The following is a 20,811-nucleotide window of genomic DNA, read 5'->3' as shown; positions in this document are numbered from 1 at the left end:
CCATGTTCGGCCTCACACGCCGGCTGGCCGCGCCCGTCCTCGGCCTGGCGCTGGTCGGATGGGCGGCGGGCGCGCTCGCCGGCTCCCAGGTGCTGGTCCCCGTTCGCACCATCCCCGCCGGCGCGGTCATCGCCGCCGAGGACGTCGCCTTGCAGCCCGTCCGCCAACCCCCGGCCGCCGACACGCTCCAGTCCCCCGGCGCCGCGATCGGCAAGGAGGCACAGCGCAGCCTCTATGCCAACCGGCCGATCCGCGAGCACGATATCGGCCCGATCACCCTGGTCGAGCGGAACGCCCGGGTCACGCTGCGCTTCCGGCAGGGCGGGCTCGACCTGACCACGGTGGGCCGGGCGCTGGATCGGGGCGGCCTCGGCACCATCATCCGGGTCATGAACCTGGATTCCCGGCGCACGATTTACGGCCGCGTCAGCGGGCCGGAGACGGTCGATGTCGCGTCGTAGCCTCCCCCTCCGCCTCGTCCCGCTGGCGCTGAGCCTGGGGCTCAGCGCCTGTGCCGGCTTCGATCATCTGGGCAAGGAGCCCACCATGTCGCCCGCCGGCGCCTCGCGCACCCAGATCGCACCGCCGGCCGAGATCACCGCGCCGCCCAAGCCCATCGACCGGCCGGCGACGACCGCCTCGCTCTGGCAATCGGGTCCGCGTTCGCTGTTCGGCGACCGCCGCGCCCGCAATATCGGCGATATTCTGACCGTGCTGGTCAAGATCGACGACAAGGCCCAGATCGACAACAGCACATCCCGCCAGCGCGATGCCAGCGAGGCCATGGGCATTCCCAACCTGTTCGGCCTGGAAAAGCCCCTGGTGCGCATCCTGCCCGGCAAGCCCGATCCCTCCTCCCTGGTGTCCGCCAACAGCGATTCCACCAGCAACGGCTCCGGCACGATCAAGCGCGAGGAGACCATCGAACTGAAAGTGGCGGCGACCGTCACCGACCTGCTGCCGAACGGCAATATGGTGATCTATGCCAGCCAGGAGGTGCGGGTGAATTTCGAACTGCGCGACCTGCAGGTCTCGGGCGTGATACGGCCGGAAGACATCTCGCGCCAGAACACGATCAGCTACGAAAAGATCGCGGAAGCCCGGGTCGTCTATGGCGGCCGCGGCCAGATCACCGACCTGCAACAGCCGCGCCTGGGCCAGCAAGTGCTGGACCGCGTCCTGCCCTTCTAGAGCGGTTTCCGTTCGCCTTGGCTCACGGCACCCGCTCCAGCCATTTGATTTTACGCAAGTATCCGAGTCGCACAGCGATCCCATTGTGCTTGAAATTGCTCTAACCCCGGCCGAGCGAGGACCCACCGCCCATGAAACCGATCATCATCGCCGTTGCCGGCATCGTCTCGCTGGCCGGCGGCGCCGTCGCCGGCGCCATGCTCGGCGCTGCCGGCCCGCACGGGGCCGACATGGAGGATGCCAAGCCGATGGTTCATGCGGCACCCTCGCGCTTCGACTATGTCAAGTTCAACTCGCAGTTCGTGGTCCCGCTCCAGTCCGACCGCCGCGTCACCGCCCTGGTGGTCGCCAACCTGCAACTGGAAGTGACCGAGGGGGCCTCGGAAGAGGTGTTGCTGCGCGAGCCGCGGCTGCGGGACCTGTTCCTGAAAATCCTGTTCGAGATGGCAGCCGAGGGCGCCTTTGACGGCGATATGTTCGCCCCGATGGTGCAGAAGGAACTGCGCGGCCGCCTGCTGGCCGCCGCCCGCAACCTCCTGGGGCCCGAAGTCAACGCGGTGCTGATCAGCGACCTGCTGAAACAGGATCGCTAAGTCCGCAGATACGGAATGCCGGTGTTTCCCGGCCGCCGCGGAGCGGTGCGCCGGGACCGGTGTCCTTCATCGAACACCCGCGCCGGCGGTGTTCGCACGACGCGAGCGGCCCCGGATCGGTGCCTTGCACCGTCCGGGGAACATCGGCGCTCCGCACCGTCCGGGGAATATCACCGTCACTCCCCGGCCCGGATCGCCCGAACCTCGTCCGCCGTCAGTTCGGCACCGTTCGCCAGCACCAGGCGCGTGCCATCCGCCTGCATCCGAACTTCCGTCACCCGGCTGGCGGTCACGGCGGGGGCGCTGGTCAGCAACCGGTCGTCGGCGTATTGCAGCACCGCAATCGTCTGCTGCCCGGTCGTCACCGGGTTGCCGTCGCTGTCGCGCCCATCCCAGAGGGCTTGCGACGTGCCGGCATCCAGCGGAATTTCCCGCACCAGCCGGTCCCCCGCATCGCGCACCTGCGCCACCAGCCGGTTCGCATCCGACACCGGCTCATAGGAGAAGGCCACCGGCTCGCCGGAGGCGGCCACTTGGCCGGTCGCCGATTCCACCGTCTTGCCGATCAGCGCCGTGGCGCTGGTGTCCGCGAGGCCCGTGGTCGTGGCGATCAGCCGATCCAGCTTTTCGTTCGACTTGATCGACTGTTCCACCGACGAGAACGTGGCCAGCTGGGCGACGAACTCCGTGGCGTCGGTCGGGTTCAGCGGATCCTGCTGGCGCAATTGCTCGGTCATCAGCAACAGGAATTTGTCGAAATCGTCCGCGGCCTTTTCCTTGACCAGGGCGTCGGCCTGGGTGCGGATCGCCGCGACCGGGTCGGCGGCGGTCGGGCTGGACGTGGGGGCGATGGAGGCCATGGACGCAGTTCCTCTTAAAGGCGAAGGTCGAGACGGTCGTCGCCGGCAAGCCACACGGAAAGTGGCGGGGAGCCGCCGGCGCGACCGGAGGCATTGGCGTTGGAATCCGGGTGCCCGTCCGCGGACAGAGCCCAATTGCCCTGCCAGCCGGCTCCGCCGCCGCCGGTCGGACGCTGGCGGCCGCCATCGCCCTGGGCCGAGAATTGCAGCCCACCGTCGCGCACGTCGAGGCCGGCCTGGCGCAGGGAGCGCTCGAAGTGATCCGCCTCCCGCTGTAGCAGGTGCAGGGTCTCCGGCCGGTCGGCGCGCACGTCCACCTGCAAATGGCCGTCGGCGAAATGCAGGCGGATGGTCAGGTGCCCGAGCTCCGGCGGGCGTAAGGCGAGGGTCAGGTCTGCGTGACCGTCGCGGACGGATTTGGCGATGTGAACCGGGATCTCCCTCACGCTGGGCACCGTGGACGGCTCCGCAGCCGAAGGGCGAGCCGCCGACGCCGCCGTTGCCGCAGGGCCGGCGACACGGTCGACGGGAATGCTTGGATCGCCGGCGGCCATAGCCGGTGCCGCGGACCGCTCCTTGCCCCGCGCTGTGTCCGTGGGAGGGGCCGCCGTGACCGCGGACATTGCGGCGGGTGGCGCCATTCCGACGAAGGCGGGCTCAAACCGCATCGGGGCCGGCGCGTCCGGCTTTGGCGATGGCGGGGCCGTGTCCAAACCGGCCATTGCCAGCACATCCGGTTCCGGGCGCGTTGCCGGTGCGCCAGCCGGGAGGCGCACATTTGCATCGCCTGCCGTGGCAGCCGCCGTTGCGCCGGGGACCGCGGCATCGGGCGGGACGGATCGCGAGCGGAGCCGGCGCCGAAGGCGGGATCGAAGCCGGCGTGGAGCCGGCCAGGGTTGCCATGCGGTGTTCGGCGCCCCCGCCCTCCCCGGCCTCGGCAGACGGAGGGTCGGAAACCGACGCCCGCTCCGCCAGGGATGGCAGGGAGGCAGCGGCCGGTTGCGTCGCGACAGCCATAGCCGCTCCATCGGCTGCGGACGCCGGAGCGGATAGTCCCACCTGCGGCGGTGAAGCGGTCGCCATCGCCATCGTCATCGGCCCGGGCGCGGAACGCTCGACAGACAGTCCATCCGTCGCCGCCAAAACGGGCGGGCGGCCGGCACGGTCGCATCCACCGAGGAACACGGAGCGCACTCTCCCTGCCGGCAGCGAGTGCAGCCGACGCCGCGCGCTGGCGCGCGCCGGAGCGCTTTGCCTCCGGTTGGACAGTCGCCGCCTCGTCATCGGAACGCGCGGAAAGGGCCGCCGTCGCATGCCCATCCGAGGCCGCCCCCGCATCGGCAACCGGCGCGACCGGTTCCGGCACGCCGCTCGCAACGGTGGGCGCCATTTGCAGCGGCCCGGAGCGCCTCGCAACCGCCTGGCGCTCCGGCGCTTGAACCGCATCGACCGCCGACAATCGCCGCGGGGCGACCTCCGGCGGCGGGGCGTCCTGCGGCGGTGGGGCTGCGTCGACCTCCGGCGCGCTGTCACGGATCGGATCGGGCACGCCACCATCGCGGGCGGGTTCGGGCACGCCGACGCGGCCCCTGACGGTTCCGGGGACACGTCCGCGAGGACGGGAGCCACGCCAACCACCGCCCCGCCCGCATCGACGGATACCGATGCGTGTCGGCGTCTGGCCGTCGGGCGTGTCATCGGCCACGGGACCCCCGTCCTTCTGCGCCTGCGCCTTGCGGACCGGCCCCCCGGCCATGGCCGCCGCATCGCCGGCAGCCCGGCCATTGGCGCCGCGGCCGCCGGAGCCCGGGCCGCCGGTCTCCGGACCATCGACAAGGGTGGCAAACCGGGCCTCCGGTTCGCCCGCCGCGACGGCGCCCGCTTCGACGGCGCCCGTCTCGACAGCGTCCGTCCCCGACGGGTTGAACGGGTCCCGACCGCCACCCGGCCGCAACCGTGCAAAGCTGGTGGTCTCGTTTGCCGTCGCTTCGAACAGCGGATTCAGCACGTCTCGGTTATCCCCGCAGCCTTCGGTCCAGGCTTGCCATCGACCGCGACAGGGTTCGGCAGGCAAGCCGCTGCCCCCATCCCTAACCGCGACCGGTTGAGAAAACGGAAATGGCCGCACGGCCGCTCCGGAACCATCCCCACTTTGGAAACATCCCCACTCTGGAAACTCCAATGTCGTCGGCATTCGCTTTACCGGGATTTAACGCCCGCCGTGCTTGCTAAACGAAGCCTCCACAGACGTCCCGATGCCCGATGCCACCGATTGCCCCGCTTTCTTCTGCCCCGCCCTCTTCTGCCCCCTCCGCCCTGCCAACCGCCCGCGACGCAACGGCGATCCGCAAGGCGGCCCAAGCGTTCGAGGCGCAATTTCTGGCGCAAATGCTGTCCGAGGCCGGTGTCGGCAAGCCGCCGCAAGCCTTTGGCGGCGGGGCGATGGAAGGCGCGTTCTCCTCGTTTCTGACCCAGGCCTATGCCGAACGGATTGCGGAAAGCGGCCAGATCGGCCTGGCCGATGCCATCGTCCGGGCCGTCATGGACGCCGGCCAGACCGATACGGGCCAGCCCCATGAATGACGCGGACCACCTGCTCCGCCTCCTCGCCATGACGGAGTCGGTCCTGAACCGCGAAACGGAGACCCTGCTCGCGGGGGGCCTGCCGGACGCGGCGCTCTGCCAGCGCAAACTCCACCTGGTCACCCAGTTGGAACCGCAAATCCCCGAAGCGCCGCGGCTCGCGGCCGGTATGGGTGCGGACGAGCGCCGCCAGCTGCGCACCGGCTTCGAGCGCCTGCTGCAAGCCGCAACCCGGAACGAGGCCGTGCTGCGGGGTGCCATGTGCGGCAGCCGCCTGCTGGTTCATGCCATGCGCCAGGCCACCGAAGACTATCCGGGCCGTGCTGCGGGCGGCGCCCCGGATGCCGGAACGGCCGGCCAGGTGAACCGCATCGCCTGACTGCGTCTCCGCAAGCGCGCCGTCGCCATTGGCCGCAAATCGATCGACCCGCTTTCATCGCTTGTTAGGTCGGCCCGTGTAGGGTTCAGCATATCCGGAGCGGCGGCCCCGACCGCCCCAGCCGAGATGCCCGCGCCAGAAGGCGCACGCAGTGGCCGCGAGTGATCGACGGTCGCTGACGTGCAAAGGCCGCGGATGGGAGGGTTCGCCCTCGCGCCCACCTTTGCCAGCCACCGGCGGACACGCACCGCCGGTCGTTTCCGATGGGGCGAACGCCCCTTAATCGCAAAGGAAGACCGCACTTATGTCCAGCATTCTCACCAACACCGGCGCGATGACCGCCCTGCAGACCCTGCGCAGCATCAACAGCAATTTGGGCATGGTCCAGGATCAGATTTCGACCGGCAAGAAAGTCGCGACGGCGAAGGACAATGCCGCGACCTACTCGATCACCACGGTCATGAAATCCGACGTGGCCGGTTTCCGTGGCATCAGCGACTCGCTTTCGCTCGGCCAGTCGACGGTGGCCGTCGCCCGCAGCGCCGCAGAGTCCGTGTCGGACCTGCTGACCGAGATCAAGGGCCGGATCGTCGCCGCCCAGGAAGACAACGTCAACCGCTCGGTCTACCAGGACGATATCGAGCAGTTGCGCGGCCAGGTCGAATCCATCGTCAACGCGGCCCAGTTCAACGGCCTGAACCTGCTGAAGAACACCGAAAGCACCGAGGTCGGCAGCGTCGACGTCCTCGCCTCGCTCGACCGCGCCAGCGACGGTTCGGTGACGGCGAGCTCGATCAATGTGCGCAAGCAGGATCTGCAAACCTCGGACGCCGTCTGGGGCACCGGTGCGGACAACGGCATCGGTTCGGTCGGCGGCGCCGGCGTTGCTGCCAACGGCGGCACTCAGACCATCGCCTTCGCCGCTTCGGTTGCCGAGCCCAGCGCCGGCGACGGTTTCCGGGTGACGTTCACCTACAATGCCACCAACTACTCCGCCGAATATGTCGCCCGCGGCGGCGATTCGGTGAACGATGTCGCCAATGGCCTGTCCCAGGCGCTCAATGACCTGGACGTCGCGGAATTCGCCTTTGCCGTGACCGAAGCATCCGATCCCAGCACCGGCACCGCGAGCATCACCTTCACCAACAACCATGCCACCCTCGCGGTGTCCGCTCTGGCGGATGTGGGCTCCTCCGATGGCACGGCCGCCGGCGCGCTCAAGGCCCTCGCCGACATTGACGTGTCGACCGAAGACGGCGCGACCGCGGCCCTCGCCTCGATCGAAGGCCTGATCAACACGTCCGTTGCCGCGGCCACCGTGTTCGGCCAGGGCCAGAGCCGTCTGGAAATCCAGGACAGCTTCGTCTCGAAGCTGATGGACGGACTGAACACCGGCATCGGCTCGCTGGTCGACGCCGACATGGAAGAGGCCTCGGCCCGTTTGCAGTCGCTGCAGGTGCAGCAGCAACTGGGCATCCAGGCGTTCTCGATCGCCAACCAGGCGCCGCAGAACATCCTGGCTCTGTTCCGTTAACCGGGACAGCGGGCGCGGGTGGCGGTCGGTTCCGGCTGCCATCCACGCCCGCCCCTTGCCCGTCCGGGCCGGTAGGCCCGCTGCAAACCCCCATGAAAGTCTGAGGGCTCAATAGCGATGGACGCGTCCGCCCAGGCAATTGCCGCCTATGGTCATGCGCAAAAAGGCGCTGCCACCGATAGGGGAATCGAGTACCAGGTCTTCGCCCGCATCACCGCCGCCCTGACCGCCGCCGAGCGGCGCGGACGGGCCGGGTTCGGGGATCTGGTGCAGGCGCTGCATGACAACCGGCGCCTGTGGGACGCGCTCACCGTCGACCTGATCGACGACGACAATCGGCTGGGCCCGGACCTTCGCGCCCGGCTTTTGTCCCTGGCCTTCTTCGTCCGCCAGCACGGCCAGAAGGTGCTGAACGGCAAGGCCGGCGTCCGGCCGATCGTCGAGGTCAATCAGGCGGTGATGGACGGCCTGCGGGGCCTGCCGCCGCAACCGGTCGCCCTGCCCTTGGCAAAGGAGGAGGCATGACCGGCCTGCGGCTCAAGCTCGGCCCGAACGAGCAGGTGCTCATCAACGGCGCCGTCGTCCAGAATGGCCACAACAAGGTCGAACTTCGGATCAAGACGCCGAACACCAAAATCCTGCGTCTGCGCGATGCCATTCATCCGGACGAGGCCAACACCCCCACCAAGCGGGTTTGCTATATCGCCCAGCTTGCCGTGGCGGGAGAGGTGACGAACGAAGACGCGTTCGCGGAGATCCGGGCGGGAATCCGGGCCCTGCAACGGGTGTTCACCAACCCCAATTCCACCCGTCTCATGGAAGACGCGCTGACCCTGGCCGCGGAGGGCAATTTTTACAAAGCGCTCCAGGCCATGCGCAAGCTGCTGCCCTACGAGGCGCTGCTGATCGCCAATGCCGCCGGCGCCGAAGCGCCGAAAGCGGGCGCGGCATGATCGGCGTCCCCCTCCCGGTGCCGTTCGGCGGTGTCGCCGGCTATGCGCTGCTGCAACGGCGCATGGACGACAACCTCGCCCTTGTCGCAAGGTCGCCCCAGGTCACGCGCGACCTGCAATATTTCCGCGAGCACATCCGCGAGGCGGACTCGCCGGAGGCCCTGATGGGCGACTACCGCCTGGCCCGCGTCGTGCTGACCGCCTATGGCATGGGCGGCGAGATCGGCAAGAAGGCGCTGCTCGAAAAGGTCATGGCGGAAGGCACCGACGATCCGGCCTCCTTTGCCAACCGGCTGCGCGACCCTCGCTATCAGGCGCTGGCCAAGGGTGTCGGCTTCGGCAATATCGGCGGCAGCCGCACGCTGCTCGGCAAGTTCCAGAGCGAAATCGAGCAGGGGTATCTGCGCCAGACGCTGGAGGAAGCCGTCGGCGCCGGCGACGACGACCTGCGGCTCGCCCTGACCTTCGAACGGCGCATCCGGACCATCGCCAACGGTGCGGCCGTCGACCAGGCCGGCTGGTTCCAGATCATGGGCGAGCTGCCCTTGCGCAAAGTGGTCGAAGGCGCGTTCGGCCTGCCGGCCTCGTTCGGCCTGATCGACCTGGACCGACAACGCCAGGTGCTGACCCAGCGCACCCGGGATCTGTTCGGCGGCGACGGCTCGCCCGCGACCTTTGCCGAGCCGGCAAATGCGGAAAAGCTGATCCGCCGCTTCCTGGCCCTCTCCCAGGCAACGGGCGGGGCCGCCTCCGCTGCGGGCCTACCCGCCAGCGGCGCGCTGACCCTGCTTTCGAGCATGACGGCCGGCGGCGGCGTGTCCGCCGCCAGCCTGCTGCTGGCCCGGGCCTGACGCGCCGGAGGGGCGCGCCTGCGTCTACCGGGCCTTTTCCACCGCGGCGGCCAGCCCGGCCAACAGGTCGGCAATCCCCTTGCGGGCCGCCTCGTCGGTCAGCTTGCCATCGGCATCGAACGCGCTGCCGGCGCTGGCGATCATCACTTCCGGCTTGTTGAGCGCGTGAGCGTTCAGAAACACCAGCACCTGACGCAGATGATACTGCGCCCGCGCCGTGCCCAGGCGTCCGGGACTGGCGCCCATCAGCGCCACCGGCTTGCCGTCGAACGGATGGGAGGGCGGGCGCGAAGCCCAGTCGATCGCGTTCTTCAGCACGCCCGAAAACGAGTAATTGTATTCCGGCGTCGCGATCAGCAGGGCGTCGGCGGAGCGGATCTGCTCGCGCAGCGTTTCCACGGCCGGGGGGAACCCTTTCTGGTAAACGTCCTCGTGATACAGCGGCACGCCGCTGATATCGGCGATGGCGATCGTCATGCCGGCCGGCGCCAGTTCCTGTGCGGCACGCAGGGCGGCGGTGTTGAACGAGGCCGGGCGCAGACTGCCCGACAGGCCCAGAACGGAAATGCTCATCGGTTCGATCCTTTTTCGTGGTCGTTGATGGTTGGCGGGAACAGCCGCTCATATGCCGCTCCGTCCGCTCGCCAGCAACAGGCGGAAGCATGCAAAAGCCCTTTGCATTTGCGAATGCGCCGTGTACCCCGAAGCCGGATTCAACCGGAACAGCGAGCCCAGCCATGCCCCAGACCCTGCGCCAGCGCCTGGCCGACGGCGAATTCATCGTCGCGCCCGGCGTGTTCGACATGATCTCCGCGCTCACCGCCGACCGCATGGGCTTTCCCGCGCTCTACATGACCGGCTATGGCACGGTCGCCTCGCATCTGGGCGTGCCGGACGCCGGGCTTGCCAGCTATCGCGACATGGTGAGCCGGGTCGAGACCATCGCGCAAGGCACCCGGACCCCGCTGATCGCCGACGCCGATACCGGCTTCGGCGGCCTGCTGAATGTCGACTATGCGGTCAAGGGCTATGAGCGCGCCGGCGCCACCGCGATCCAGATCGAGGACCAGGAATTTCCGAAACGCTGCGGCCACACCCCCGGCCGGCGCGTCGTGCCGCTGGAGGACATGGTGCGCAAGATCCGGGTGGCCGTGGAAGCCCGCGATTCCCGCGATTTCCTGATCGTGGCCCGCACCGATGCCCGCACCGACCTGGGGCTGGACGAGGCGTTGCGCCGGGGCGAGGCCTTCGCCGAAGCCGGCGCCGACGTGCTGTTCATCGAATCGCCCGAAAGCCAGGAGGAAATGGCCATCATCGGCGAGCGGTTCCAGGGTGTGCCGCTGCTGGCCAACATGGTCGAGGGCGGACGCACGCCGGTTCTCTCCAAGGCCAGGTTGCAGGAACTGGGCTACAGCATCTCCATCCATCCCGGCAGCGCCTTCATGGCGACGGCGGCGGCGTGCGCCGGCATCTACCAAACGTTGAAAGACACGGGCGCAACGCTGGAGGCGACAACCGCGATGCTACCATTTGCCGATATGAATCGCCTGGTCGGCTTTCCGGCGGTGTGGGATTTCGAGAAACGCCATCCCGAACGGTGATCCTGCCGTGTCGCCGGCCAACAGGGTTGGAGAGGATTCCCGAGCCGGCTCACGCGTGCCTTCGCCGGTTCTGCCTTTTGTTAACAATCGGAGCACCTCTCGACCCGCCTTCACTTACAATGATATGCGATAATCGCGAGACTTCTACGCGGAGACGCCGCCAGGGGCCGAGTTTTGCACACGGCGGCGACGCAAGGAAAAATTTGCACTCGGATGCACGGCAAGATCGACGCGCCATAGAGTTGCAATAAAAAAACTGTTTAATTTCAAATATTTGACGAGTTTGCCCATATTTTGGGCAAACTCGTCACTCCCAAGAGTTTCTGCGGGGTTCGGCGTGTTGCCCGGCGCTTGTGAACAGGTTTATCCACAGACGCCGTGGATTTCTTCACAATCGGTTCCCGGCCTACAACCGGAATCGGAAAACCTACCCCAGTAAGCGACCCTTTGGCGCAGCCTCACGCCCGCGGGTCGGCCGACGCCTCCCCAAGATCCAACGCATAACCGGCAGAGCGTACCGTGCGTATCAGATCGCAAGCATCACCCCGATTCAACGCCTTACGAAGGCGGCGAATATGCACGTCCACCGTCCGCGCCTCGACGTGAACATTATACCCCCATACCGCATCCAAAAGTTGTTCCCGCGAATACACGCGGCCGGGATGCTCCATCAAATGTCGCAACAAGCGAAACTCGGTGGGCCCCAGATGCACGGTCTCGCCGCCGCGCACGACACGGTGCGCGTTCAGGTCCATTTCCAGGTCGGCAAAGGCCAACCGGTCCTCGGTCAGCGCCGGGCGGGTCCGCCGGATCACCGCCCGCACCCGGGCCACCAGCTCGCTGGGCGAAAACGGTTTGACGACATAGTCGTCCGCACCGCTGTCGAGGCCCCGGACCCGGTCCGTCTCCTCGCCGCGCGCGGTCAGCAGAATGATCGGCAGCATGCGGGTCTCGCGCTTGCGGCGCAGCTGCCGGCACACTTCCAGGCCGGACGTTCCCGGCAGCATCCAGTCCAGCAGCATGACGTCCGGTTGCCGTTCGACCGCGGCGACAAGGGCTTCGTCGCCATCTTCCGCCACCACCACCTCGAAATCGGCGGCTTCGAGATTGTAGCGGAGCAATTCGGCAATCGCCGCGTCGTCTTCCACGACCAGCACATAGGGCTGCATGGTTCGAATCCCTTCCGTCAGGCCCACCGCGCCGCGCTACAACCGCGCCTCGGGATTGTCGCTCTCCGGATCGTCCGCATGGCGGTCGCCCAGTCGTTCGCCTCGCACCTGATACACCAGATTCTCGGCGATATTGGTCGAATGATCGCCGATCCGCTCCAGGTTCTTGGCGATGAAGATCAGATGGGTGCAGACCGAAATCGTCCGCGGGTCTTCCATCATATAGGTCAACAACTCGCGGAACAGGCCGGTGTGCGCATCGTCCACGCCGCTGTCGCGTTCGCGCAAGCGCTCGGCGGCAGTGGCATCGCCGGCCACATAGGCGTTCAGCACCTCGTGCAGCATCGCCTCGACCATCCGGCTGAGATGGGCGATGCCCGCGACCGGCCCCGTGGGCGGGCTCTGGTTCAGGATCAGGGTGCGCTTGGCGATGTTCTTGGCATAGTCGCCGATCCGCTCCAGGTCGCCGGAGATTTTCAGGGCGGCGACGATGGTGCGCAGATCCGCGGCCATGGGCTGGCGCAGCGCCAGCAGCCGGATCACCAGGGCCGAGACCTGTTCCTCCAGCGCATCGATCTTGCGGTCGCCCAGGATCACCCGCTCCGCCCGGTCGCCGTCCCGCCGGCGCAAGGCCAGCATCGCCTCGGCCAGGGCGGTTTCCGCATACCCCCCCATTTCCGCGATCATCGCGGTCAGGCGGTCCATTTCCGCGGTATAGCTCTTAACGATATGGCCATCGGAGGTCATGGGGTCATCCTTTTCGTGTCTGCATTCGACCGTCGTAAAGGCCTGCGGCCGAAGCGACCGGTACTGTAGCCGTTGGTGCGTCCGTCGGTGGAATGGGCGCAAAACCTGTCCATCCGCCCCACCTCCACCATCGCCAGCCGATGGCTCATGGCAATTTGCGGCGAAACGCGGGCCGCTCCTACGCCCCGCGGCCGGCAGATTTACTACGGTCCGATGAAGCTTTTGTGACGCCGGCTGGCGCGTCCGGCCGCATCCGGTCGCTCTCCGCCGCCGGCCAGACGGTGGTGAAGCAACTGCCTTCGCCAAGCGTGCTCTCGATCAGCAGGCGCCCGCGATGGCGATTGACGATGTGCTTGACGATGGCAAGGCCCAGGCCGGTGCCCCCCACCCGGCGCGACCGCGCCACGTCCATGCGGTAGAAGCGCTCCGTCAGCCGCGGCAAATGCTGGCGGGGAATGCCCTCGCCATCGTCCTGCACCGCCAGGGCCACGTCCGCCCCGTCCCGACGCCCGGTCACCCGCACGGTGCCGCCGCTGCGGCCATAGGTGATGGCGTTCTCGATCAGGTTGCGCAGCACCTGCCCCACCTGGTCCGCGTCGCCGACCACCGACGGCAGATCGCCCGGTATGTGGAGCGCGATCGTCACGTCCCGTTCCGCCGCCATCCGCTCCAGCAACTGCACCACCGAGCCCACCGCCGCCGCCAGATCGACCGTCCCGGACGGGGGGTTGTGCTCTTCCATCTCGATCCGCGACAGCGACAGCAGGTCGTCGACCAGCCGACCCATGCGCCGGGCCTGCTCGGCCATGATCGCCAGAAAGCGCTCGCGCGCCGCGACATCGTCCTTCGCCGGTCCTTGCAGGGTCTCGATAAAGCCGCCGAGGCTGGCGAGCGGCGTGCGGAGTTCGTGGCTGACATTGGCGACGAAATCGACCCGCATCTGCTCCGCCCGGCGCACGGCCGTCAGATCCTCCAGCACCAGCACCACCGCGGCCTCATCCGCACCTTCGCGGTCCAGGACGGCGATCCGGGCCCGCATCGCCCGTTCGACCGGGCCCGCCATCTCGAAAGCCACATCCCGGGCCGCGCCGCCTGCAAACGCATCTTCGACCGCCTCCAGCACGTCCGGGCTGCGCAAGGCCTCCGACAGATCCCGACCGGCCAGCTCCGACCCCAGCAGTGTCTCTGCCGCTTGATTGCCGTGCGCGATGCGGCGCCTGCTGCCCACCACCAGGATCGGCTCCGGCAGGGCATCGATCAGGCGTTCCGCCTCCAGGGCGCGCGATTCCAGCGCCAGATGCACCCGGAACGCACGGCGGCGCGCCTCTTCCAGACGCCGCGCCAGCGCCTTGCCGGGCGGCGTGTGCAGGGCCTTGGCGGGACGTCGGGCGTGAGGATCGGAAGCGTCGGCGCCAATCAGCCCCGCCCGCGCGCGCAGGGCGGAGGCATCGCGAGCCAGAAGCCAGGCCATGGCAGCGGCCACCGAGAGAACAACCGCCAGCGCCACGGCGAACCCAGCCCAGCCAAGCGCATCCGCCAACCGCAGCGCCAGCAGACCAACAGCCCCTGGCGCGGCGGCTGCCAAAAACACGAAGCCAAAGTCGCGTCCACCAATGCCAAACCGCATCGCCGGCTCCCGTCATGCCGCGGTTGGGGCTGGGGTTCCCGGCCCCTGGTAGAGCCGGGCCCGGCTGTCCGCAGCCCTTTCGCGGCCGCGATGGCGAAGCGCCGCGCTCAGCGGATGGCCGCGTGCGCGGCCAGCGCCGCCATGTTCACCACTTCGGACACGGTCGCGCCCATCTGCACCACCTGCACCGGCTTTTCCAGGCCCAGCAACATCGGCCCGATCACGGTGCCGCCGGCCATTTTCTGCAACAGCTTGGCGGAGATGTTCGCCGAATGCAGCGCCGGCATCACCAGCACATTGGCGGGGCCGGAAAGCCGCGCGAACGGATAGAGGCGCTTCATCAGGTCGTGGTCCAGTGCCACGTCGGCGGACATGTCGCCCTCGTACTCGAAATCGACCGCGCGCTGGTCGAGCCTGGCCACCGCCTGCGTGACGCGCTCCGTCGCCGGCATGGCCGGATTGCCGAAATTGGAATAGCTGAGGAAGGCAACCCGCGGCTCCAGCCCCAGCGAGCGGGCGGCGTTGGCGGCCTGGATGGCGATTTCCGCCAGTTCGTCCGGCGGCGGCACCTCGTGCACCAGGGTATCGGCGATCACCACGGTGCGGTCGCGCGACAGAATGCCGGTCACGCCGATCACCCGCGTGCCGTCGTTCGCCGGCCCGATCGCCCGCGTCACGCCGTCATAGCTGACCCGGAACGAGCGGGTCAGGCCGGTGACCATGGCATCCGCGTCGCCCAGCGCCACCATGCAGGCGGAAAACACGTTGCGGTCCTGGTTGACCATGCGCTGGCAGTCGCGCTCCAGATAGCCCTGGCGTTGCAGGCGCGCGTACAGATAGTCCCGATAGCGGGCATTGGCCTCGCTCAGGCGGGCATTGTGGATTTCCAGGCCCAGGGTGGAGGAATGGCCGAGGCTGCGCATGGTGTCCGCCACCACGTCCTCGCGCCCGATCAGGATCGGATGGCCGAGCCCGTCGGCCCGGAACGCCAGGGCTGCGCGGATCGCCCGCTCGTCCTCGCCCTCGGCAAACACCACCCGTTTCTGGTTCGCCCGCACCTGCGCGAACACCCGGTCGAGCCGGTCCGCCGTCGGGTCGAGCCGCATGGCGAGTTGGCGCTCATAGGCGGGCCAGTCGGTGATCTCCTTGCGCGCCACGCCGGTCGCGATCGCCGCCTTGGCCACGGCCACCGGGAGGCGGGTGATCAGGCGCGGGTCGAATGGGGTCGGAATGATGTATTCCGGACCGAAGCGCAGGCGACGGCCGGAATAGGCCGCGGCCACCTCGTCCGGCACGTCCTCGCGCGCCAGTTCCGCCAGGCTTTCGGCAGCGGCCCGCTTCATCTCGTCGTTGATCGAGGACGCGCGGACGTCCAGCGCGCCCCGGAAGAGGAAGGGGAAGCCCAGAACGTTGTTCACCTGGTTCGGATAGTCGCTGCGGCCGGTCGCAACGATCGCATCGTTGCGGATGGCATGCACGTCCTCCGGCGTGATTTCCGGGTCGGGGTTGGCCAAGGCGAAGATGATCGGGTTCGGCGCCATGGACGCGATCATGTCCTTGGTAAAGGCGCCCTTCACCGACAGGCCGAACAGCACGTCCGCACCGCGCACCGCTTCCGCCAGGGTCCGCGCCGGCGTCGGCACCGCATGCGCCGACTTCCACTGGTTCATGCCCTCGGTCCGGCCCTGGTAGATCACGCCGCGGCTGTCGCACATGATGACGTTTTCCGGCGCGACGCCGAAGCCCTTGATCAACTCGACGCAGGCAATCGAGGCGGCGCCGGCACCGTTCACCACCAGTTTCACATTGCCCAGGTCGCGGCCGGTCAGTTCCAGCGCGTTGATCAGGCCCGCCGCGGCGATGATGGCGGTACCGTGCTGGTCGTCATGGAACACCGGGATGTCCATCAACTCGCGCAGACGCTGCTCGATGATGAAGCATTCGGGCGCCTTGATGTCCTCCAGATTGATGCCGCCCCAGCTCTTGCCCAGCAGCTTCACGCAATCGATGAAGGCGTTGGGGTCGCGGGTGTCGACCTCGATATCGACCGCGTCCACGTCGGCAAAGCGCTTGAACAGCACCGCCTTGCCTTCCATCACCGGCTTGGAGGCGATGGCGCCGATATCGCCCAGGCCCAGCACCGCCGAACCGTCGGAGATCACGGCGACCAGATTGCCCTTCGACGTGTAGTCGTAGGCCAGATCCTCGTTCTTCTCGATTTCCAGGCAGGGCGCCGCGACGCCGGGCGAATAGGCCAGCGAGAGATGGTATTGCGTCGTCAACGGCTTGGTCGCCACGACCTCGATCTTGCCCGGCCGCCCGGCCGCGTGCATGCGCAGCGCTTCCCGGTCCAGTGCCGAATATTGGGAATGGTCCGACATTCTGTTCAGTCTCCCGCCGATAGGCTCCGGGCGCCGGTGCATTGCCCGCAGTTGTCCGTTGAACGCGCCTGGTCAGTAGAAGCGATTGCTTTCCGCATCGCCAAGCGACTTTTCACGCCTCGAAACGATAGAGGCAAAAAATGACATGTTTCCGCCTGCACCGGTGGGCACAGGCGCCATACCTTACCGCTACGACAGCGGTCCGGCGGAGCCGCGAGTTTCGCCCGCCCCCCAATCCGCCCGCCGAAACCGCCCCGCCGAATCCGGTCCCGCCTTCTAGGCCGCCCGGCCCAATCGCTGCTCGACCAGATTGGCGAAATAGCTGGCGCCGATCGGCAAGGCGGCATCGTTGAAATTGTAGCGCGGATGGTGCAGGGCGCCTTCGCCACCCACCTGTCCGCCCTGGCCGAGCCAGATATAGCAGCCCGGACGCTCCTGCAGCATGTAGGAGAAATCCTCCGCCCCCATCACCGGCGCGATATCCCGCACCACCGCCTCGTCGCCCACCACGGCCTTGGCGGCGTCGGCGGCGTAGTCGGCATTGATTTCGGGATTGACCGTGACCGGATAGCCGCGCCGGTAGCGCAGTTCCGCCGAACCGCCCAGTGCGGCGGCAATCCCGGTCGCGACCTCTTCCATGCGCTGGATGATCATGTCCTGCACCCTGGGATCGAAGGTGCGCACCGTGCCGCCCAGCAGCGCGCTGTCCGGAATGACATTGAACGCCTCGCCGGCCAGGAAACGGGTCACGCTGATGACACCGCTTTTCTGGGGGTCCGTGTTGCGGCTGATGATGCTTTGCAGGGCGGTGACGATCTGCGCGCCGATCAGCACGGGGTCGACCGAGGTCTGGGGAAAGGCGCCATGGCCGCCGCGGCCCTGGATGGCAATATCGAACGTGTCGGCTGCGGCCATCATCGGGCCGCTCATGACGCCGATCTTGCCGAATTCCATGTGCGGCGCGTTGTGCAGGCCATAGACCTCGTCGCAATGAAAGCGCTCGAACAGGCCGTCGCGGATCATCGCCTTGGCGCCGGCAAAGCCTTCCTCGGCCGGCTGGAAGATGAAATGCACCGTGCCCTTGAAGTTGCGGTTTTCCGCCAGATACTTGGCCGCACCCAGCAGCACCGCGGTGTGGCCATCGTGGCCGCAGGCGTGCATCTTGCCCTCGAAGGTCGATTTGTAGGGCAGGTCGTTCAGTTCCTGCAACGGCAGCGCGTCCATGTCGGCGCGCAGGCCGATGGAGCGGCTGCCGGGGTCCTGCCCTTCCAGCGTGCCGACCAGGCCGGTCTTGCCCAGGCCGCGGGTGACCTTGATGCCCCAGCTTTCCAGCTTGTCGGCCACCAGTTGCGAGGTGCGCACTTCCTCGAACGCCAGTTCCGGGTGGGCGTGAATATCCTGGCGCCATTCCGCCATTTCGTCCTGCATCGCGGCGATGGAGTTGATCACGGGCATGGCGTCACGGGCCTCCGATACTGTTGCGGGTCGATTCTGGCGCGACCCTAGCGCCTTCGCTGCCGGGCGCAAGACAATGCTGTGGACCGTTCCGCGAAATTCCCACCCGGATGCATCGCCTTTCGCCAGGAAGTCGGTATGGTGGCGGCGCGTCCCCTCGTTTCTCCGCTCAGCCCCGCCCTTGCCGATGAACCAAGCCGCCGATTCTTCCGTCACGCCGATGATGGCGCAATACCTCGCGCTGAAAGAGGCGAACGAGGGCTTTCTGCTGTTCTATCGCATGGGGGACTTCTACGAGATGTTCTTCGACGATGCGGTCCGGGCCGCCCCCGTGCTGAACATCGCGCTCACCAAACGCGGCCGCCATGGCGGCGAGGACATCCCCATGGCCGGCGTGCCGGTCAAGTCGCACGAGGCCTATTTGCACCGCCTGATCGGCGCCGGCTTCAAGGTCGCCATCTGCGAGCAGACCGAAGACCCGGCGGAGGCGAAGAAACGCGGCTCCAAGTCCGTCGTGGCCCGCGACGTGGTCCGCCGCGTCACCCGCGGCACGCTGACCGAAGATTCGCTGCTGGACGCGCGCCAGCACAACCACCTGGCCGCCCTGGCCGAGGTGGCGGGCGAGTTCGGGCTGGCCTGGGTCGACATCTCCACCGGCAGCTTCACGGTGCAGACCCTGGCGGAAGCCGGCCTTGCCGCCGCCCTCGCCCGGCTCGCGCCGAACGAACTGTTGCTGTCGGAACGCCTGCTGGAGCGCGAACCCCTGTTCGAACTCTGGGCCGAGCACAAGGCAGCGCTGTCGCCGCTGCCCGGCGTCAAGTTCGACACCGCCAACGGCCACCGACGGCTGCTGGAAGCCTATCGCGTCGCCAGCCTGGAGGCTTACGGCCAGTTCACCCGGCCGGAAATCGCGGCGGCGGGCGCCCTGTTCGATTATCTGGACCTGACCCAGGTCGACCGCCTGCCCCGCCTCGACCCGCCGCGGCATTTCTCCGGCCGGGCCGCGATGGAGATCGACGCCGCCACGCGCCGCAATCTGGAACTGACCGAGGCGCTGTCCGGCGGCCGCGACGGCACGCTGCTCGCCGCCATCGACCGCACGGTGACCGGCGCCGGCGCGCGCCTGCTCTATGCCTGGCTGTCCGCTCCGCTCACCGACTCCGGCCGCATCGCCGCCCGCCTGGACGCGGTGCAGTTCCTGTGCGAGGGCACCGGCACGCGCGAGGATCTGCGTGAGCAACTCGGCCGCTGCCCGGACCTCGCGCGCGCCCTGCAACGGCTTTCGCTCGAGCGCGGCGGGCCGCGCGACCTGGCGGCGGTGCGGGAGGCCGCGCGCATTGCCGGCGTGCTGCGGGTGCTGCTCGGCACCGCCACCGCTGACCTGAGCGCCCAGCGGCCGGAACTGCTGGCCGACACCATCGGCTCGCTCGGCCAGTTCGGCCCGCTGGTGGAACGCCTGGGCCGCGCGCTGGCGCCGGACCTGCCGGCCAACCCGCGAGAGGGCGGCTTCATCGCGCCCGGCTATGCGCCGGAACTGGACGAGCTGCGCACGCTCCGCGACGACAGCCGCCGCCATATCGCCGGCCTGCAAAAGCGCTATGCCGAGGAAACCGGCGTCGCCAACCTGCGCGTCAAGCACAACAACGTGCTGGGATATTTCGTCGAGGTGGGCCAGAACCAGGCCGCCCGGCTGCAGGAGGACGACCGCTTCGTCCACCGCCAGACCATGGCGAGCGCCATGCGCTTCACCACCGTCGAACTGTCCGACCTGGAGGCGCGTATTCTCCAGGCGGGCGACCGGTCGCTGGCGCTGGAACTGGACCTGTTCGCCGATCTGGTGCGCGAGGTGGCCGCGCGGGCCGACGACCTCGCCCGCACGGCGGAGGCGCTGGCGCTGCTGGACGTGCTGGGCGGCCTTGCCGACCTGGCCGTCGACCTGCGCTACAACCGGCCGGCGGTCGACAACACGCTGGCCTTCAAGATCACGGGCGGCCGCCACCCGGTGGTGGAGGCGGTGCTGACCGCGGCGGGCCAGGCCTTCGTCGCCAATGACTGCGACCTCTCCGCCGACCGCGACCCGGCCGAACGGCTCTGGCTGGTGACGGGCCCGAACATGGCGGGCAAGAGCACCTATCTGCGCCAGAACGCGCTCATCGCCATCCTGGCCCAGATCGGCAGCTTCGTGCCCGCGGACGCGGCGCATATCGGCGTCGTCGACCGCCTGTTCAGCCGGGTCGGCGCCGCCGACGACCTGGCCCGCGGCCGCTCCACCTTCATGGTGGAGATGGTGGAGACCGCCGCCATCCTGAACCAGGCCGGCCCGCGCGCGCTGGTGATCCTGGACGAGATCGGCCGCGGCACCGCCACCTTCGACGGTCTGTCCATCGCCTGGGCCGCGGTGGAGCATCTGCACGACCGGTTGCGCTGCCGCGCCCTGTTCGCGACCCATTATCACGAGCTGACCCTGCTGGAAGGCCGGCTCGACGCGCTGCATCTGGCGACCATGCGCATTCGCGAGTGGCAGGACCAGGTGGTGTTCCTGCACGAGGTCGCCGCCGGCACCGCCGACCGGTCCTATGGCATCCATGTGGCGCGGCTGGCGGGCCTGCCCAAGCCGGTGCTGGCGCGGGCCGAAGAGGTGCTGAAACTGCTGGAGGAAGGCGACCAGGGCTCCGCCGTCCGCCGCCTGGTGGAGGACCTGCCGCTGTTCGCCGCCGCCGCGCCGAAGCCGCCGCCGGCACCGGAGGTCGCTGCCGCGCCCGCCACTCCGCCGCCGCCGCGCGAACTGCTGCGCGTGCTGGGCGAGACCGATCCCGACAGCCTGACCCCGCGCGAGGCACTGGACATGCTCTACCGCCTGAAACGCCTCGCCGACGGGGAAGACTGA

General features: G+C 68.3%; 19 protein-coding genes. 11 read left to right on the top strand and 8 right to left on the bottom strand.

Annotated elements, in window-relative coordinates:
* Positions 1-2 precede the first annotated feature (2 nt).
* From flgA to H6844_04965, 3 genes are all read left to right on the top strand, one after another.
* Positions 3-461 carry a flagellar basal body P-ring formation protein FlgA gene (gene flgA / locus H6844_04975; protein MCB9928756.1) on the top strand — a complete coding sequence of 153 codons (459 nt, stop codon included), beginning with the start codon at positions 3-5 and terminating at the stop codon, positions 459-461.
* Entirely contained in the window at positions 448-1,191 is a 744-nt protein-coding gene (locus tag H6844_04970) for a flagellar basal body L-ring protein FlgH (protein ID MCB9928755.1), read from the top strand. The genes flgA and H6844_04970 overlap by 14 nt, the downstream gene beginning before the upstream one ends.
* 131 nt (positions 1,192-1,322) lie before the next feature.
* The gene (locus tag H6844_04965; protein ID MCB9928754.1) at positions 1,323-1,784 is read left to right on the top strand and encodes a flagellar basal body-associated FliL family protein; all 462 of its coding nucleotides are present in this window, start codon (positions 1,323-1,325) and stop codon (positions 1,782-1,784) included.
* Between the two features lie 176 nt (positions 1,785-1,960).
* Here H6844_04965 and H6844_04960 read toward each other — a convergent pair whose 3' ends face one another.
* Both H6844_04960 and H6844_04955 read right to left on the bottom strand, forming a co-directional pair.
* Entirely contained in the window at positions 1,961-2,644 is a 684-nt protein-coding gene (locus H6844_04960; protein MCB9928753.1) for a hypothetical protein, read from the bottom strand.
* 14 nt (positions 2,645-2,658) lie between these two features.
* Positions 2,659-3,099 carry a flagellar hook-length control protein FliK gene (locus H6844_04955; GenBank protein ID MCB9928752.1) on the bottom strand — a complete coding sequence of 147 codons (441 nt, stop codon included), beginning with the start codon at positions 3,097-3,099 and terminating at the stop codon, positions 2,659-2,661.
* A gap of 1,807 nt (positions 3,100-4,906) precedes the next feature.
* On the opposite strand from H6844_04955, the gene H6844_04950 reads away from it, so the two are divergent.
* From H6844_04950 to H6844_04925, 6 genes are all read left to right on the top strand, one after another.
* Positions 4,907-5,227, top strand: coding sequence for a rod-binding protein (locus tag H6844_04950; GenBank protein ID MCB9928751.1), 321 nt, complete (start codon positions 4,907-4,909; stop codon positions 5,225-5,227).
* Positions 5,220-5,606, top strand: coding sequence for a hypothetical protein (locus tag H6844_04945; GenBank protein MCB9928750.1), 387 nt, complete (start codon positions 5,220-5,222; stop codon positions 5,604-5,606). Before H6844_04950 ends, H6844_04945 begins: the two co-directional genes overlap by 8 nt.
* 304 nt (positions 5,607-5,910) lie before the next feature.
* Positions 5,911-7,140: a flagellin gene (locus H6844_04940; protein ID MCB9928749.1), complete on the top strand. Its 1,230-nt coding sequence runs from the start codon at positions 5,911-5,913 to the stop codon at positions 7,138-7,140.
* 117 nt (positions 7,141-7,257) lie between these two features.
* Positions 7,258-7,665 carry a flagellar biosynthesis regulator FlaF gene (flaF, locus tag H6844_04935; protein MCB9928748.1) on the top strand — a complete coding sequence of 136 codons (408 nt, stop codon included), beginning with the start codon at positions 7,258-7,260 and terminating at the stop codon, positions 7,663-7,665.
* The gene (gene flbT, locus H6844_04930; protein ID MCB9928747.1) at positions 7,662-8,093 is read left to right on the top strand and encodes a flagellar biosynthesis repressor FlbT; all 432 of its coding nucleotides are present in this window, start codon (positions 7,662-7,664) and stop codon (positions 8,091-8,093) included. The genes flaF and flbT overlap by 4 nt, the downstream gene beginning before the upstream one ends.
* Positions 8,090-8,944, top strand: coding sequence for a DUF1217 domain-containing protein (locus H6844_04925; GenBank protein ID MCB9928746.1), 855 nt, complete (start codon positions 8,090-8,092; stop codon positions 8,942-8,944). The genes flbT and H6844_04925 overlap by 4 nt, the downstream gene beginning before the upstream one ends.
* A 24-nt stretch (positions 8,945-8,968) precedes the next feature.
* On the opposite strand, the gene H6844_04920 is transcribed toward H6844_04925, so the two are convergent.
* Positions 8,969-9,517: an NAD(P)H-dependent oxidoreductase gene (locus tag H6844_04920; GenBank protein MCB9928745.1), complete on the bottom strand. Its 549-nt coding sequence runs from the start codon at positions 9,515-9,517 to the stop codon at positions 8,969-8,971.
* 164 nt (positions 9,518-9,681) lie between these two features.
* Here H6844_04920 and H6844_04915 point away from each other — a divergent pair, with 164 nt between their 5' ends.
* Positions 9,682-10,545 carry an isocitrate lyase/PEP mutase family protein gene (locus tag H6844_04915; protein ID MCB9928744.1) on the top strand — a complete coding sequence of 288 codons (864 nt, stop codon included), beginning with the start codon at positions 9,682-9,684 and terminating at the stop codon, positions 10,543-10,545.
* Positions 10,546-11,003: 458 nt separating this feature from the next.
* Here the strand turns inward: H6844_04915 and phoB are convergent, their stop codons facing one another.
* The 5 genes from phoB to H6844_04890 all read right to left on the bottom strand — a co-directional run bounded on the left by phoB (position 11,004) and on the right by H6844_04890 (position 17,924).
* Positions 11,004-11,714 carry a phosphate regulon transcriptional regulator PhoB gene (gene phoB / locus H6844_04910; GenBank protein MCB9928743.1) on the bottom strand — a complete coding sequence of 237 codons (711 nt, stop codon included), beginning with the start codon at positions 11,712-11,714 and terminating at the stop codon, positions 11,004-11,006.
* 36 nt (positions 11,715-11,750) lie between these two features.
* Positions 11,751-12,461, bottom strand: coding sequence for a phosphate signaling complex protein PhoU (phoU, locus tag H6844_04905; GenBank protein ID MCB9928742.1), 711 nt, complete (start codon positions 12,459-12,461; stop codon positions 11,751-11,753).
* 178 nt (positions 12,462-12,639) lie between these two features.
* Positions 12,640-14,088, bottom strand: coding sequence for a PAS domain-containing protein (locus H6844_04900; GenBank protein MCB9928741.1), 1,449 nt, complete (start codon positions 14,086-14,088; stop codon positions 12,640-12,642).
* A 107-nt stretch (positions 14,089-14,195) separates the two neighbouring features.
* A complete protein-coding gene (locus H6844_04895) occupies positions 14,196-16,469 on the bottom strand; it encodes an NADP-dependent malic enzyme (GenBank protein MCB9928740.1) in 2,274 nt (757 codons plus the stop codon).
* Between the two features lie 276 nt (positions 16,470-16,745).
* Positions 16,746-17,924 (bottom strand): amidohydrolase, encoded by a 1,179-nt coding sequence (locus H6844_04890; GenBank protein MCB9928739.1) that lies wholly within the window; start codon positions 17,922-17,924, stop codon positions 16,746-16,748.
* A 220-nt stretch (positions 17,925-18,144) separates the two neighbouring features.
* Here H6844_04890 and mutS point away from each other — a divergent pair, with 220 nt between their 5' ends.
* On the top strand, positions 18,145-20,811 hold the full coding sequence (gene mutS, locus H6844_04885) for a DNA mismatch repair protein MutS (protein ID MCB9928738.1): 2,667 nt from the start codon (positions 18,145-18,147) through the stop codon (positions 20,809-20,811).

It is taken from the genome of Alphaproteobacteria bacterium, assembly GCA_020638555.1.
GTDB lineage: Bacteria > Pseudomonadota > Alphaproteobacteria > Bin95 > Bin95 > JACKII01.
This window is presented reverse-complemented; position numbering and strand designations above follow the sequence as displayed.